This window comes from Cupriavidus plantarum (assembly GCF_905397285.1).
GTDB lineage: Bacteria > Pseudomonadota > Gammaproteobacteria > Burkholderiales > Burkholderiaceae > Cupriavidus > Cupriavidus plantarum.
Genome location: NZ_CAJPUX010000002.1, coordinates 708,687 through 722,918 on the forward strand (window position 1 = coordinate 708,687; position 14,232 = coordinate 722,918).

Here is a 14,232-nt window from a genome sequence, read left to right on the forward strand (position 1 = left end):
TTTCCGACGGAGAACCCTCATGCGTTACCTGATGACCCTCGCGCTGGCCAGTCTGGCCGTGCATACCTCGCACTCGTACGCTGCCGATGCCGCGGCGCCATGGCCCGCGCGGCCCGTCACCATCGTTGTCACGTATCCGCCCGGTGGCGGCGCCGACCTGATGGCGCGGCTCATCGCGCCCGCGCTCGGACGCGAGCTCGGCCAGACCGTGATCGTTGAAAACCGCCCCGGCGCGGGCGGACAGATCGGTGCGTCGTACGTCGCCAAGGCGGCCCCAGACGGTTACACGCTGATGGTCGATGCGTCGTCCTACGCCGTGAATCCGAGCCTCTATCCGAAGCTGCCTTACGACCCCGCCAAGGCGTTCCGCGCGGTGGGCGTCCTCGCGCGCTATCCGAACGTGCTGGTCGCCAACCCCGCGTTCCCGGCAGCCAGCGTCAAGGACGTGCTGGCGCTGGCGCGGCAGAAGCCGGGCACGGTTGCCTTCGCGTCGTCGGGCAATGGGTCCGCGCAACATCTGTCCGGCGTGCTGTTCGAGCAGCGCGGCGGTGTCGACCTGCTCCACGTACCGTACAAGGGCGGCGGCCCCGCCATGACCGACGTCATCGCCGGGCAGGTGCCGCTGTTCTTCGCCAACGTGGCCTCGAGCCTCCAGCACATCAAGGCGGGCAAGCTGCGGCCTCTGGCGGTCACCAGCCATACGCGCACCTCGGCGCTGCCCGATGTGCCAACCATGCAGGAAGCGGGCGTCGCCGGCTACGAGGTCTATGAGTGGAATGCGGCGTTCCTGCCCGCGGCCACGCCCGAAGCCGTGGTGAGCCGCCTGTCGGGCGCGCTGCAGAAAGTCATGGCGAGCCCGGAGATCCGTCATCGCGTCGCCGAACTGGGCGGCGAGGTGGCAACGGGGTCCCCGGCCGATGCCGTCAGCTTCATCGATGCGCAGACGAAGCTCTGGGCGAAAGTCATCAAGGACGGCAACGTCAAACCGGAATAACCCCATTAGAACAGGAGGAGACCCATGTCCACCCATCGCACCCATGACGCCGATCGCCGGCACCTGCTTGGACTGATGGCCGCGCTCGGCGTGGGGGCGCTCGCGCCCACGCTGGCGCGCGCGCAGGACTGGCCGTCGAAGACCATCCGGCTGGTCGTGCCGTTCGCGCCCGGCGGCAGTTCGGAGATCGTCGCGCGATCGACCGCGGCGGAGCTCACCAGATTGCTTGGCGTGTCGGTCTTCGTCGAGAACAAGCCGGGTGGCGCGGGCAATATCGCCATGGGCGAAGTCGCGCGGGCCGACGACAACCATACGCTCATCCTCGGGCATATCGGCACCCTCGCGGTCAACCCGTACATCTTCGGGAAGCTGCCTTACGACCCGATCAAGGACTTCAAGCCGATTTCGCTGCTGTCCAAGGTGCCGAGCCTGTACGTCGTGCATCCCGATGTGCCCGCGAAGAACCTCAAGGAATTCGTGGCGTTGGCCAAGAGCAAACCGGGCAAGCTGAACTACGGTTCGGCCGGCAACGGCAGTGCCGGTCATCTGGCCTTCGAATACCTCAAGGCGACCACGGGCACCTTCATCACGCACGTGCCGTATCGTGGAAGCGGCCCGCAGATTACCGACCTGTTGTCCGGGCGTCTGGACGCCGCGGCCATCGGCGCGCCCGCCATCCTGCAGTTCATCAAGACGGGCAAGGTGCGTTGCATCGCGACAGGCACTGCCCAGCGGATTCCACAGTTGCCGGATGTGCCCACGGTAGCGGAGCAGGGCTACCCCGGATTCGAGATGACGCAGTGGTATGGGCTGCTGGCGCCGGCGTCGTTGCCGCAGCCGGCCGCCGCCAAGCTGGCGGAGGCCACCATCAAGGCGGTAAAGAGCCCTGCCTCGGTGGAGCGCCTTAGCGCCGACGCGGCACTCGTCGCGGGCTCGACGCCGGAGGAATTCGCGCGCTTTATCGCGGCGGAGCAGCAGCGGTGGAAGCCGATCGTGGCGCGCGCCGGCATCAAGCCGGACTAGGCGCCACGGATGAGGCGCCAAACTGGTCGTCGCGTGAAATGATGATGGCGGCCGCGTGCGTCAATGCGGTCGCGAGCTCGATATCGAGCAGGTCCGGGGCGGTGGGCGCCTGATGGTAGATGGCAAGGGAACCCACCAGCTTTCCCCCGGACGTCTCCACCGGGAACGACCAGCACGCGCGGTAGCCAAACCTCTCGGCAAGCCATCGCCAGCCTTCCCAGCGCGGATCCTCCCGAACATCGGGTGTGATGACGGCCTTGCCGCTGGCGACGGCGAGTCCGCAAGCCAGCGATTCGGGGGAGATCTCGAAGCCCTCCACGCAGCGCGCGTACTCGCCTGACATGCCGACGACGTGATGCAGCCCGTCGTCGCTGGCGATGTAGAAGGCGCAACGGCGGCCGTCGTCCGATTGGCTCGCGATCGTCTTCAGAAGGATATTCAGCGACTGTTTCAACGGCGCACCGTTCATCGCCGCCTTGAACGCCTCCTTTTCGCCCTGAATCCACGCGGTGCTACGCCTTAGCATTCTTTCGCTGGCTCTCAGGGCATCTTCGACGTTGCGGCGTTCGGTAATGTCCCCGAAGGTCACCGCGACACCTTCGATTCCGCCATCTTTCGATGCATACGGGAACATGCGCCTGACATACCAGCGGCCTTCCTCGCTGCGCACTACCGCCTCCTTGGTCTGGATGGCGGCAAGGACGTCGCGGAGGTCCGGATAGAACCGCGGGTCCGCGAACCTCGGCACGAGGTCGGCGATCGCCCGGCCGCTGTCTTCCGGTATGAGGGGGAATAGCTTGCTCAACGACTTCGTGGCCCACCTGACCCGCAGGCCGCTATCGACGAAGAGCGCCATGACCTCACCCGCGGACAGCACGTTGCTCTGCATCTCCAGCTCCAGCACTTTCAGATGCAGCTCCGCAACCGCGGCGTGCAGGTCGTCGTTGCTGGTGTTGAGCAGTGCGTTCGATGCCAGCAGTTCTTCATTGAGCGACTGCAGTTGCTCTCTGGACGCGGCCAGATCGCTCTGAGAGATCGCCAGCGCTTCGGCGTCCGCGTGAAGCGGCGATGTCTCGGTATCCGCGGCGTCTTCGGCCTCGCCGCCGAGAAACGAAACCAGCAGGCGATTCGGTGCTTTGCCTTCCGACGCGCGCAAGGGCGTCAATCGGATGCGGAAGGTGCCGTCATGATCGGGATGCCGCAGGCCGCTGACGACGCATTGCTTGTCTTGCTCGAATGCATCTTGCATGGCGATGCGCAGTTTGATGGTCCACTCGCGCGGGACCAGCGCCAGGAAGCTGTGCGTCGGTTCGCCAGGCGGCATGCGAAGCATCGCGCCTGCCGCGCCATGGATGCGGAGAATCTCGCCTTCCCGGCTGAGCAGCACACTCGGAAAGACGAACTGATCGTCACACGACTGGCGCCGGTACACGGGTTCGGTCGGCCGATTGCGGCGGGCGTGAGCGTAGAGCGCCCGCGCGCTGCCGCGCGTGAACTCGCCCGTCTTCTGGAAGATGTTGGTGTGGGGGGCGACGCTGCGAAAGCCGTGTTCCCGCAAGTCGTAATACTCGCTCTTGCCGAGGAAAAGGTAACCGCCCATTCGCAGGCTGCTGTGGAGGGCGGATAACGCCTGCATCGCGGCGGGGCGCTCAAGGTAGATGAGCAGATTTCTGCAGACCACCACATCGATGCCCGCCAGCGGCGCGTCGGATAGCAGGTTTTGCGAGGCGAACACCATGCGTTCGCGCAGATGGTGCTTGACGCGATATCGGTTATCCGCGCGAATGAAGTACTCGTCCTGTTGCTCGGCAGACAGGCCATTCATGGCATCGGGCTTGAATACTCCGAGACTTGCGCGCCGCAGTATCTCCGCGGAGGCGTCGGTCGCGAAACATCGATAGTCCTTGCAGACCTTGTGCCTGCGCCTGACATCTTCCATCGCGATGACGAGGGAATACGCTTCCTCTCCACTCGCACATCCAGCCGACCAGGTGCGCAGCGCTGCGCGGCACCCGCGGTCCAGCAGCAGCGGGGTCAGGACGTCTTCAGTCAGGGCGGCCCACGCCTCGCGATCCCTGAAGAACTCCGTCACGTGGATGGGCAGCGCCGCGATCAGCGATTCGAGTTCGGTGGGGTCGTCGGCGATCATCGACGCGTAGTCGGCGAGGTCCCGCACGTGCCGCCTGTCCATGCGCTGCTGCACCCGCCATAGCAGGGGCGACGGCTTGTAGCTCGTGAGGTCGAGCCCCGCGTGCTGGCGAACCTCGAAGATGATGCGAGCAAGCGAGCGGTCGTAGTCCTGCGTCGGCTCCCGCGTCTTGGTTGGCCGGCGATAGCCGGCCGCACTGCACACCGCCATCTGCCTGCCGATGGCCTGGGGCGGCAGCATGTGATCGTGCAGGTCGCGGCGGATCACGGCGTTGGGCATGCCATCATGCAGCGCGGTCATGGGGTCTTGCACGATGACGGCGCCGCCCGCCTGCCGTACACAGAATGCGCCAGCCGTGCCATCGGAGCCTGTGCCGGACAAGATAACCGCCACGCACGCGCCCCCATTGCACCGGGCGAGGCTCTCCAGGAACGTATCGATGGAGTCGATGCCGGGGCGATAGCTGCTCCCCGTTGCGCTGGCTGGCTGCGTGCGAAACACTCCGGCCTCGATCGTCAGCGTGGTGTCGGGTGACGGGACATAGACCACCCCGGTCTCGGGAACGACACCCTCCGACGCCACGACGACGGGCGCCGACGTCCACCGGGCAAGCAGCTTGGGAAACTGGCTGGATTCGCCGATGGGCAAATGTTGCAACACGACGACCGCGAAATGCAACGGGGCGGGCAGGGTACCGAGAAGCGTCTGCAGCACCGTGATGCCTCCAGCCGACGAGCCGATCGCGACGATCGGCGTTGCTGGCGCGACAGCGTGTGAACCGTTGAAGCTGTCCATTGTCCTCCCCGCGTGGGATAGCGCTTCCCTTCAGGATAGCGCTTCGGATCGAGGTCGTCAGGGGCGGGCGGTCACGCGCCGATCACCGTCTTGGCGTAGATCGCGCGCTCCATTTCCACAACGTTCACGCTGATCTGCACGCTCTGGCCCTCGCCCGCGCGCACCGCTTCGGCTAGCGCGTCGCAGACGATCTGGCCAAGCTGGCGCCGCGTCGGCTGATCGCGGCCGTCGAGCACGGAGAGGGTCGCGTGCACGAATGCGCGGTCGGCGACGTCGGTGCCCTGGCGGAACACGCCGAGCGTGATGCAGCGCGACTTGATGTCCGGCTCCTGGAACTGCCCGCTGGCCAGCAGCGCCGCGTTGGCTTCGTCGAGCAGTTCTTCCTGCGAGCAGTTCAGGCGGGTGTTCTCGGTGAGTTCGATGACGAGGTGCGGCATGACGGCTTCCGTGGTGCGAAGAGTGGGGATCGGCGCATCATACCCGCGCCCACCGCCTGTATCACAAATTGCGCATTGCCCTAACGCGTACCCAGCGCGGCTTCGATGCGGCCAATGCGATCGTGCAGCTGCGGCCGCACCGCATCCAGCAGATGGGCGGGCGGCACGATCGCGTTCGGACCGCTGCAGCTCAGCGTCATCGGCGGCAGCGACGGTCCCGGCCGAAAGGCCAGGGCAATGGAGTTGATGTCGGGCAGCCATTCGCCGAACGACGTCGTGCAGCCCAGCCGCTGTTTCTCTTCCCGCGCGCGCGCGAGCACGTCATCCGCCTGCGCGGCGCTCGCGCGATCGTCCGCGCGAAACGCGGCCAGTGCCTGCCGCTGTTCGGCTGGCGTCAGCGCCATCAGATACGCGCGTCCGGCGGCCGTGGTCAGTCCCGACACGCGGCTGCCGACGTTCACGCGCAGCGTCAGATACGACTCTGCATGGCAGTTCTCGTAGATCAGCATGCGTCCCCTGTCGCGCACGATCAGCGATGCCACGCCCTGCGACAGATCGGCGAGTTCCTGCATGTACGGCCGGACCACGGCCAGCACATCGGTGCCTTCGCGCGCGACGGGCGCCATGCCGAGCGCGGAACTGCCGAGCCGATACCGCACGGGATCGGTCAGCGCCTGCAGGTAGCCAAGTTCGGTGAGCGTATGCGTGAGCCGGGAGATCGTGGACTTCGGCAGGCCGCAGCGCTGCGCGAGTTCCGCGTTGCCGAGCTCGACGTCGAACGCGCGGAAGCACGCCAGTACGTCCAGCCCACGCGCGAGCGCGGTCACGAAATGGCGGTCTTCCTTGCGCGAGCCGTCGCGGGGACGAGCCACGTTCCTGTCGATCGCGTTCATGCTGGCGTCCTCGCGGTGGTGTCGCCGAGCAGCTTGCGCAGTTCAGCCTTCAGGATCTTGCCCGACGGCGCCGCCGGCAGTTGCTGCATGACGCGGTACTCCGCGGGCATCTTGTACGGCGACAACCGCTCACGGAGGAACGCCCGCAACTCCGCCTCGTCGAGCGTCATGCCCGCGCGCACTTCGAGGAAGGCGATGACTTCCTCGTTGCCTTCCACCGCGCGGCCCACCACGGCCGATTGCAGCACGGCCGGATACGCATTGAGCGATTGCTCGACTTCCTCGGGATACACGTTGAAGCCGGAATGGATGATGATTTCCTTGGCGCGGCCGACGATCGACACCGCGCCATCGGCGTCGATGCGCGCCAGGTCGCCGGTATGGAGCCAACCGTCCGCGTCGATTGCCGCGGCGGTCAGGTCGGGGCGGCGGTAGTAGCCCTTCATCACGTTGGGTCCGCGCACGAGCAGTTCGCCACTGCCGTCGGCCTGCACGTTGCCGAGCCGCAGTTCGACATGCGGCACCGCGGGGCCTACCGAGCAATCGCTACGAGGCGATTCGACGCGCGTCTGGCACACCGTCGGCGAGGTCTCCGTCATGCCGTAACCGTTCTGCAGCGGAATGCCGAAGGTCTCCTCGAACGCGGCCTTGAGCGTCGCGGTCAGCGGCGCGCCGCCGCACTGCGCGATGCGCAACGACGGCGTGCGCAGCGACTGGCCATTGGCGCGGCTCCGCTCGATCGTCTTGGCATACATCGCGGGCACGCCGTGCAGCACGGTGAGCGACTCGTCGCGCAGCATGCGCGCGAGCTGGTCGGGACGGAAACGGGGCTCGTAATGAACGGTGGCGCCGTTCGACATGGGACCCACCAGCAGCACGGACAGGCCGTACACGTGCGAGATCGGCAGCACGCCATAGATACGGTCGCCAGGCTGCACGCGCGCCTGCATGCGGTTGGAATAGCCGATGAACATGAGGTTCGCGTGCGTGAGCATCACGGCCTTGGATGCGCCGGTCGTACCGGTCGTATAGATCAGCGCGGCCACCTGTTCCGCGGCATCGTCCGCGACGGGCTCGCGCGCGGCGCCGGCGTTGAGCGGGCCGATGAGCAGGCGGCCCACGTGCGGCCATTCGGCCCACTGCGCGTTGCGCGCCAGGCCATGCTCGCGCGCTTCGGCAAAGTCGCTGTCGAGGTAGAGGGTCAGTCGCGCATCGGCATGCTCGACGATATTGCCGACCTCGCGCGGGGAGAGGCGCGCGTTGACGGGCACCGACCAGGCATCGAGCTGGCTCAGCGCGAGCAGGATGACCGCACAGCCCACGCTGTTCTCGGTCACGACGACCACGCGGTCGCCGCCCTGCACGCCCAGCCCCGCGAGCGTGCGCGCGGTCTGCTGCACCGCGGCATCGAGTTCGCGGTAACGCAGCGCCCGATGCGCATCCATGATGGCGATGCGGTCGGGATCGCTGGCGGCCCACGGCAGGAAGGCTTCGTGCAGGCGTCGGAAAGGGGGGCGGAAGGGTGGAACGGACGGCTGGGCGGCGCCCGGGGCGGGCACGGCGGAAGGGGATGCGTGGCTGCGCATGCAGGTCTCCATGTTGCTGTGCCAGGCGTGCGTCCGCCCGGCATCGTTGGGCGGGATCGTCCCATCGATGGCCGAGCCTGTCAACTGCATTGTGGAACCGATATTCTGCTGTGCAGAATGCGTGCGCGGATTCAGGCGCGAAGAAAAACGGGCGACGGAATCTCCGTCGCCCGTGGTGGCCCCGCCGCTGGCGGGCCATCAAAAAGGGAGGATCAGTGCGTCACGGCAATACCGGGCGCCACGTCCGTCGTGGCCGGCGTGAAACGCGACGGGGCCACGCGGGCCAGTTGCTGCAGGTGACGCAGCTTGGCGCGCAGGTCCGCGTCCACGCGCGAGTCGGGCGTGACCGTGGACGGGCAGGCGACGCCAAGGATGTCCAGCGCCTGGCGGAAGTTTTCGACGGTCAGGCCTTCCGCCGGATCCACGCTCACCAGCCGATCGCGCTGCGCCGCGGACATCGATTCCGGTGCGGCGGTCGAAAGGATGACCCAGGCGGAGGGCTCGGCGCGCTCGGTGAAATAGGCATCGATCTCGGCGCCATGGCCGCCTTCGACGCGAGGGGTCATGCCTTCGATCTGCAGATCGAGCTGCTGGAGGATCGCGGCGGGCGTACCACGACGCCAGCCGTCGGAGACCACGACCCGGGCGCCGGCGATGCCGAACAGACGGCGCAGGAAGCCGAGCGCGATCGGATCGAAGAACCTCACGTCGCGCAACGTACCGGTGTTGGGCGTGCCGCCCAGGCGAGCCGCCGAGCGGGCCGAGTACAAGACGCCGGGGACGTCCAGCATGATGAGGCGTTCAGACATGATTTCCCTGTGTGGTCATTCGTGTTGCGATGAGTCAAGCCTAACCGGCATTCCCGCGTCCGGCGCGCCGTGGCGCGCTTCCAAGTGCAACAGTTCTGTAACTTGGTAATGGAAGACGTAAATCCCGGTTACCCCGCAATGTCATTTGTTTCGCTCCGACACATCTGCGATGTGGGGCGCCCTTCGACGTGCGGATGGGAGTGCGGATGCCCGCCCAATGACACCCGAAACGGTCCGGCGCCGCCATCGGTTGACGCGTTTGTGTCAGGGTCTTTACGGAGGGCGCAATCGGGCTGCGAATCGCCGCGATACGCATATCGATATACGCGGCGAATTGTTGGAGGCTTTTCCGAGTTTGTCATACCGGGGTCATGTCACGGTCATGAAATGGCGTGCCAGATTTTTCGTCGAATACCGGACCGCCATGCAACGCAACGCCGCAGGTTTCCCACCGCTCCACGCGGTGTTCCAGCCCATCGTTCGGCTTCATGGCGATGCCGTCCTCGGCTACGAAGCGCTCATCCGCGGCCCCGCCGGTTCGCCGCTGGCCCAACCCGATGCGCTGTTCCGCCACGCGCGCGAGATCGGCGCCGCCTTCGCGCTCGAGTGCGAAGCCGCGCGTGTCGCGCTGTCGGCATGGAGCGCGCTCGCACTGCCGGGCCAGTTGTTTCTCAACTTCAGCGCGCAGACATTACGGACATTATTGTGCGGTGCGGGGGAGGGCATGATGGACCTGCTGACCGTGGCCGGAGAACCTGTCGCGCCCGAGCGCATCGTCATCGAACTCACGGAGCAGACCGCAACGGGAGACATGGAATCGTTCGCGCGCGCGATGGAGACGCTGACCGAACGCGGCCTGCGGTACGCGCTCGACGATTTCGGAACGGGCCATGCGAACCTTGACCTGCTCGTGGCGTTGAGCCCGCAGTTCGTCAAGATCGACAAATCGCTCGTGCGCGGGATCGATGCATGTCCGCGGCGAAAGGAAATCCTGCGCGCGGTGCTGCGGATGATGCGGGCCATCGGCGGCGTGGCCATCGCGGAAGGGATCGAGGATGCGGCCGCGCTGGCCGCGGTGCGGAAGCTCGGCATCGTCGCCGCGCAGGGTTACTACCTCGGCGGCCCCGATGCCACGGGCGGCGCGCGGCCGCTTTCCGCGGGTCAGACGGACATCAGCTGCTGTACGTGGCGGGCCATGACCTGCGACGGATCGCGTGGGGCGGCGGGCACCGCGGGCACGGCCAGCTCGTCGGCCCGCGTGTTGTCCAGCACGTCGAGCCGATAACCCTGCGCATAGACCACGCTCACGGTCACGCCGTTCTCGGGGCCCAGCGACAACGTGCGCCGCATGCGCGAGACCAGTTGCGCCAACGCGCGCGACAGCGGGGACAGCTCGCGCCCCCAGACCACGCGCTCGATACGGTTGTTGCTCAGCATGCAGCCGGCATTCGCGAACATCAGCGTGGCCAGATCGAACTCCTTCGGCGTCATCGCGATGCGCTTGCCGCGCAGCAGGGCATAGCGACCCGCGCTGTTGAGCTCGTACGGGCCCGCGCGCACGCTCATGCCGAGTCGGCCGCTGGCGGTCAGCACGCGGCGGCGTAAGGCCGCGATGCGCGCCAGCAGCACGCGTTCCGACAAAGGCTGCACGAGGTAGTCGTCCGCGCCCGCATCGAGCGCCTCGACAAGGGCATCGTCGCTCGAGACTTCGGACAGCATCATGATGGGAACGTCCCGCGCGCGAGCGGCACGCACCGCGCGGATGACGTCGATGGCGGGAATGTCCGGCAGTTCGCGATCGATCAACAGCATCTCATACGTGTCGTGGCTGATGCCGTGAATCAGGTCGCGGCCCGTTTGAAAGACGCTGCAGCGGAAACCGGCCATCGACAGCAGGGCCACGATGGCTTCCGGGTGGGGCGCACCGCTGGAGAGCCATGCGATATGGGGGGAGGCGGTCATGCGGAAATCTCTTGAAAGACAACAAGAACTGGGACGCGGGTAAGAAGATTTCGAGGGAGACTATCGACCGCAGGAGGCGCCAGCAATCAGTTAAATCTGAAATTTCCTACATCAAAATCAGTACGTCGTACTTCTTCGAATTCGCAACATTCGATGGAAGCGGTCGGCGGGCGTGTGGGAATCGACGCTTTTCCTATGCCAGAATAGCGGTCCATGTTCCGCCTATGTGCCCCCTATGTTGAGTCCCAGCATCGTTGCAGCGATCGTCGCCGGCTTCCACGTCGTGGGCGTGGTCGCGGCACTGCATGCGGTCATGACGGTGCGGACCGCGCCGGGCGCGATCGCGTGGGCAGGGTCGCTCGTCATGATGCCGTACTTCACGCTGATTCCGTACCTGATCTTCGGGCGCAGCCAGTTCGCGGGATATGTCAACGCGCGACGTTTCAACAACGACCGGTTGCGCGAGATCCGTCACGGCATGAGCGTGCGCGAGCGCGACGCGTTCGGCGCGCGCATCGTGCGCGAACCGGAGGCGCTGTGCCTCCGCGCGCTGCCGCGCCTGACGGGCATGCCTTGCGTGTCGGGCAACGCCGTCAGGCTGCTCATCAACGGGTCCGATACGTTCGCGGCGATCTTCGCGGCGATCGATGCCGCGCGCGAGGTCGTGCTGGTCCAGTTCTTCATCGTCCATGACGACGCGCTGGGGCGCGAACTCCACCGGCGCCTCTGCGCGCGCGCCGCGGCTGGCGTCAAGGTCTATTTTCTCTACGACAGCATCGGCTGCCATGCGCTCGGCCGTCCGTACGTGCGCGAATTGCAGCAGGCCGGTGTGGAAGCGCGCGCGTTCTCCACGCATCCCGGTTTCGTCAATCGCTTCCAGCTGAACTTTCGGAACCACCGCAAGCTCGTGGTCGTCGACGGCGCGTGCGCGTACGTCGGCGGGCATAACGTCGGCAACGAATACCTCGGCACGCGCCCGCCGCTCGCGCCGTGGCGCGACACGCATATCGAGATTCGCGGCGCGGCGGTGCTCGGCTTGCAAATGGCATTCGCGGAGGACTGGTACTGGGCCGCGCGCGAGGTGCCGCACCTGCTCCAGCCGCCGGAGCAGGCGGCCGGCAACATGGTTTGCCAGGTTGTGCCGAGCGGGCCCGCGGACAATCAGGAAACGTGCTCGCTGTTCTTCGTGGAGGCGATCCAGTCGGCGCGCAAGCGGGTGTGGATCACGTCCCCGTACTTCGTCCCCGACGAGGCCGTGTTCGCGATGCTGCGGCTCGCGGTGCTGCGCGGCGTGGACGTACGCATCCTGATTCCCGCGCGCCCGGACCACCTCGTGGTGTTCGCGGCATCCACGATCTACGCGTACCAGGCCATTTGCGCGGGCGTGAAGATCTACCGCTATCAGCCGGGCTTCCTGCATCAGAAGGTCATCCTCGTCGACGACGAGGCCGCGGCCGTGGGCACGGCCAATCTCGACAACCGCTCGTTCCGGCTCAACTTCGAGATGATGGTGATGACCGCGGACGCGGGGTTTGCCGCGGACGTCGCGCGTATGCTCGACGCCGACTTTGCGCAGGCCCGGCCCGTGGGCCGCGAGGAATTTCTTGGCTCCCCCGCGCTGATGCGGGTGGCCATGCACGTGGCCAAGCTGTTTGCGCCCATTCTCTGAGTCCGCTGTGCCCGGTTGCCGGATGCTTCTGGCATCCCTTGTGTACACTGTCTACTATTCACGTAACCGTCACAAACGGCACTCGCATGGGAGTCGACATGACCCGCAACACCCCGACGGTGGCCGAGCCGCCGCCGGCGCCCACCACGCAGCCTGACTCCACGCCCACCCCCGCCCGCACCCCCGCTCGCACCACCTACCGGCATGGCGACCTCCGCCGCGCGCTGCTCGATGCGGGCATCGATCTCGCCAGGGCCGGCGGCCCGGAGGCCATCGTGTTGCGCGAGGCCACCCGTCGGGCGGGCGTGGTACCTAATGCCGCGTACCGGCATTTCGCCAACCGGCAGGACCTGCTCGAAGCCGTGCGCGCGGCCGCGCTGTCGCAGCTGGCGATGGAGATGGAAGCCGCCATGGAGGCGGAGCGCGCGACGGTGTCGCCAGAGGACGAGGAGGTCGACGCGGGCGACGCGGCCGACGCGGCCGATGCGGCCACGCGCGCGCGGGCAATGCTGCGCGCGGTGGGTCGCGGCTATCTGCGCTATGCGCAGCGGGAGACCGGCCTGTTCCGCACCGCGTTCTCGGTTCGCGAGCAGGCGCGGCAGGTAGAGGAGGAAGCCGATCCGGCCAAGGCGGGCAACAGCGGGCTCAACCCGTTCCAGCTGCTATCCGCCGCGCTCGACGGGCTCGTCACGGCGGGGCTGCTGTCCAGCGGGAGGCGCCCCGGCGCGGAGTATCTGGCCTGGGCCGCCGTGCATGGCCTGGCCATGCTCGCGCTGGATGGCCCCTTGCATGGCCGGCCGGCGGAAGAGATCGATGCGCTGTCGCAGCGTCTGCTGGAGATGGTGGAGCAGGGGCTCTGAGCCAGGGCCGTGCGCGGCCGAAAAAAAAGCCACGCCGGCGAGGTGCCGGCGTGGCTGGCAGGGGGAAACCGGGGGAGGGGTAGAAATACCCCGGCTCCATGGGTACCCGCGATGAAACGGCGCGGATACAGGCGAGACTGTAGTGAGATAAATCTCATCCGAGAATCGGATATTCGCGAAACTTGCGTGTCTAACGTTTGTCGGTGCGCGGCACCGGCGCCCTCGATGGGTCCATGGCGGACGCGCATCGGGGACCATTCCACAACGGGAGGCGACGATGCGAAACATGCGTGGATGGTGGCGGGTCACGGCTGCCGGCGGCGCGTTGATGCTCGGCGGTTGCGTCGCCTATCCGGATTACTACGGCTACAACAGCTACTACGGGAGCTCTCCGGGGTACGTGTCGTCGGGCACGGCGACGGATACGACCGCGTACCCTTCGGGGTATTACGGTAGCTACGGCACCAGCTACACCTACTACGGCGGCTATCCCTATGCGTCGTACCCCGTGTATCCGGCTTACTACCCGTCCTACTACTGGTATGGGCCACGCTACGGCTACGGCGCGTACTACGGCAGCGTGCGATTTGGATGGGGTGGCTATGGACGCGGCTATTACGGGGGCTATCGCGGCTATCGCGGCGGGTACTACGGCGGCTACCGCGGCGGCTATGGTGGTGGCTATCACGGCGGCTACGGTGGCGGCTATCGCGGGGGCTATGGCGGCGGGCGCGGCGGCTATGGCGCATCGCGCGGCGGCGGCGGCCGTCGCTGACCGTGCGCCGCGCACTTCCATGGCAGAGTTTGCGCCATGGCATTACCATCGGCATCACGGATGCCTGATCGCGGGAGATCGTTCGTCATGACCAATGCCAACAAGCCAGCCAAGCCTGCCGATCCTGACGGCAAGCGCCGCCACGAGGAAGCGCACACCGAGGACGAGAAGATCGAGCAGGAACTCGATGAAGCGCTGGAAGACACGTTTCCCGCAAGCGATCCGATCGCGGTCGACCCGCGGCCGGAGCACGAGAAGCGGAAGCCGGGCGCGTGAGGCA

Annotated in this window: 12 protein-coding genes and 1 pseudogene; 7 read left to right on the top strand and 6 right to left on the bottom strand. The window is 66.7% G+C overall.

What is annotated here, in order from left to right; genetic code table 11:
* Window positions 1-19 precede the first annotated feature (19 nt).
* Both KHP16_RS11935 and KHP16_RS11940 read left to right on the top strand, forming a co-directional pair.
* Window positions 20-994, top strand: a complete 975-nt coding sequence (locus KHP16_RS11935) for a tripartite tricarboxylate transporter substrate binding protein (RefSeq protein ID WP_211960239.1) — start codon at window positions 20-22, stop codon at window positions 992-994.
* A gap of 24 nt (window positions 995-1,018) precedes the next feature.
* A complete protein-coding gene (locus tag KHP16_RS11940; protein WP_115953113.1) occupies window positions 1,019-2,017 on the top strand; it encodes a Bug family tripartite tricarboxylate transporter substrate binding protein in 999 nt (332 codons plus the stop codon).
* On the opposite strand, the gene KHP16_RS11945 is transcribed toward KHP16_RS11940, so the two are convergent.
* The 5 genes from KHP16_RS11945 to KHP16_RS11965 form a co-directional block, all read right to left on the bottom strand.
* The gene (locus KHP16_RS11945; RefSeq protein ID WP_211960240.1) at window positions 2,004-4,961 is read right to left on the bottom strand and encodes a chemotaxis protein CheB; all 2,958 of its coding nucleotides are present in this window, start codon (window positions 4,959-4,961) and stop codon (window positions 2,004-2,006) included. The genes KHP16_RS11940 and KHP16_RS11945 overlap by 14 nt on opposite strands.
* 71 nt (window positions 4,962-5,032) lie before the next feature.
* Complete coding sequence (locus KHP16_RS11950; protein WP_109583150.1) at window positions 5,033-5,398, bottom strand: 5-carboxymethyl-2-hydroxymuconate Delta-isomerase; 366 nt, start codon at window positions 5,396-5,398, stop codon at window positions 5,033-5,035.
* Window positions 5,399-5,478: 80 nt separating this feature from the next.
* Window positions 5,479-6,291 carry an IclR family transcriptional regulator gene (locus KHP16_RS11955; RefSeq protein ID WP_211960241.1) on the bottom strand — a complete coding sequence of 271 codons (813 nt, stop codon included), beginning with the start codon at window positions 6,289-6,291 and terminating at the stop codon, window positions 5,479-5,481.
* Entirely contained in the window at window positions 6,288-7,877 is a 1,590-nt protein-coding gene (locus tag KHP16_RS11960) for a class I adenylate-forming enzyme family protein (protein ID WP_211960242.1), read from the bottom strand. The genes KHP16_RS11955 and KHP16_RS11960 overlap by 4 nt, the downstream gene beginning before the upstream one ends.
* A gap of 212 nt (window positions 7,878-8,089) precedes the next feature.
* Window positions 8,090-8,686, bottom strand: a complete 597-nt coding sequence (locus KHP16_RS11965) for an HAD domain-containing protein (protein WP_211960243.1) — start codon at window positions 8,684-8,686, stop codon at window positions 8,090-8,092.
* Window positions 8,687-9,110: 424 nt separating this feature from the next.
* Here KHP16_RS11965 and KHP16_RS11970 point away from each other — a divergent pair.
* Window positions 9,111-9,800: pseudogene (locus KHP16_RS11970) on the top strand (EAL domain-containing protein); the annotation flags it as partial.
* 47 nt (window positions 9,801-9,847) lie between these two features.
* Here KHP16_RS11970 and KHP16_RS28355 read toward each other — a convergent pair.
* Window positions 9,848-10,648: a response regulator transcription factor gene (locus tag KHP16_RS28355; protein ID WP_109583146.1), complete on the bottom strand. Its 801-nt coding sequence runs from the start codon at window positions 10,646-10,648 to the stop codon at window positions 9,848-9,850.
* Window positions 10,649-10,883: 235 nt separating this feature from the next.
* Here KHP16_RS28355 and cls point away from each other — a divergent pair, with 235 nt between their 5' ends.
* The 4 genes from cls (at window position 10,884) to KHP16_RS11990 (ending at window position 14,228) form a co-directional block, all read left to right on the top strand.
* A complete protein-coding gene (gene cls / locus KHP16_RS11975) occupies window positions 10,884-12,317 on the top strand; it encodes a cardiolipin synthase (RefSeq protein WP_109583145.1) in 1,434 nt (477 codons plus the stop codon).
* Window positions 12,318-12,415: 98 nt separating this feature from the next.
* On the top strand, window positions 12,416-13,177 hold the full coding sequence (locus KHP16_RS11980) for a TetR/AcrR family transcriptional regulator (RefSeq protein WP_211960244.1): 762 nt from the start codon (window positions 12,416-12,418) through the stop codon (window positions 13,175-13,177).
* Window positions 13,178-13,454: 277 nt separating this feature from the next.
* Window positions 13,455-13,952 carry a hypothetical protein gene (locus KHP16_RS11985; RefSeq protein WP_115953108.1) on the top strand — a complete coding sequence of 166 codons (498 nt, stop codon included), beginning with the start codon at window positions 13,455-13,457 and terminating at the stop codon, window positions 13,950-13,952.
* A gap of 87 nt (window positions 13,953-14,039) precedes the next feature.
* Window positions 14,040-14,228 carry a hypothetical protein gene (locus KHP16_RS11990; protein ID WP_211960245.1) on the top strand — a complete coding sequence of 63 codons (189 nt, stop codon included), beginning with the start codon at window positions 14,040-14,042 and terminating at the stop codon, window positions 14,226-14,228.
* Window positions 14,229-14,232 lie beyond the last annotated feature (4 nt).

Bases quoted from the DNA above. Each gene is read 5' to 3' on its own strand.
- KHP16_RS11935 (WP_211960239.1), top strand. From the start codon at position 20: ATGCGTTACCTGATGACCCTCGCGCTGGCCAGTCTGGCCGTGCATACC.
- KHP16_RS11940 (WP_115953113.1), top strand. From the start codon at position 1,019: ATGTCCACCCATCGCACCCATGACGCCGATCGCCGGCACCTGCTTGGA.
- KHP16_RS11945 (WP_211960240.1), bottom strand. From the start codon at position 4,961: ATGGACAGCTTCAACGGTTCACACGCTGTCGCGCCAGCAACGCCGATC.
- KHP16_RS11950 (WP_109583150.1), bottom strand. From the start codon at position 5,398: ATGCCGCACCTCGTCATCGAACTCACCGAGAACACCCGCCTGAACTGC.
- KHP16_RS11955 (WP_211960241.1), bottom strand. From the start codon at position 6,291: ATGAACGCGATCGACAGGAACGTGGCTCGTCCCCGCGACGGCTCGCGC.
- KHP16_RS11960 (WP_211960242.1), bottom strand. From the start codon at position 7,877: ATGCGCAGCCACGCATCCCCTTCCGCCGTGCCCGCCCCGGGCGCCGCC.
- KHP16_RS11965 (WP_211960243.1), bottom strand. From the start codon at position 8,686: ATGTCTGAACGCCTCATCATGCTGGACGTCCCCGGCGTCTTGTACTCG.
- KHP16_RS28355 (WP_109583146.1), bottom strand. From the start codon at position 10,648: ATGACCGCCTCCCCCCATATCGCATGGCTCTCCAGCGGTGCGCCCCAC.
- cls (WP_109583145.1), top strand. From the start codon at position 10,884: ATGTTGAGTCCCAGCATCGTTGCAGCGATCGTCGCCGGCTTCCACGTC.
- KHP16_RS11980 (WP_211960244.1), top strand. From the start codon at position 12,416: ATGACCCGCAACACCCCGACGGTGGCCGAGCCGCCGCCGGCGCCCACC.
- KHP16_RS11985 (WP_115953108.1), top strand. From the start codon at position 13,455: ATGCGAAACATGCGTGGATGGTGGCGGGTCACGGCTGCCGGCGGCGCG.
- KHP16_RS11990 (WP_211960245.1), top strand. From the start codon at position 14,040: ATGACCAATGCCAACAAGCCAGCCAAGCCTGCCGATCCTGACGGCAAG.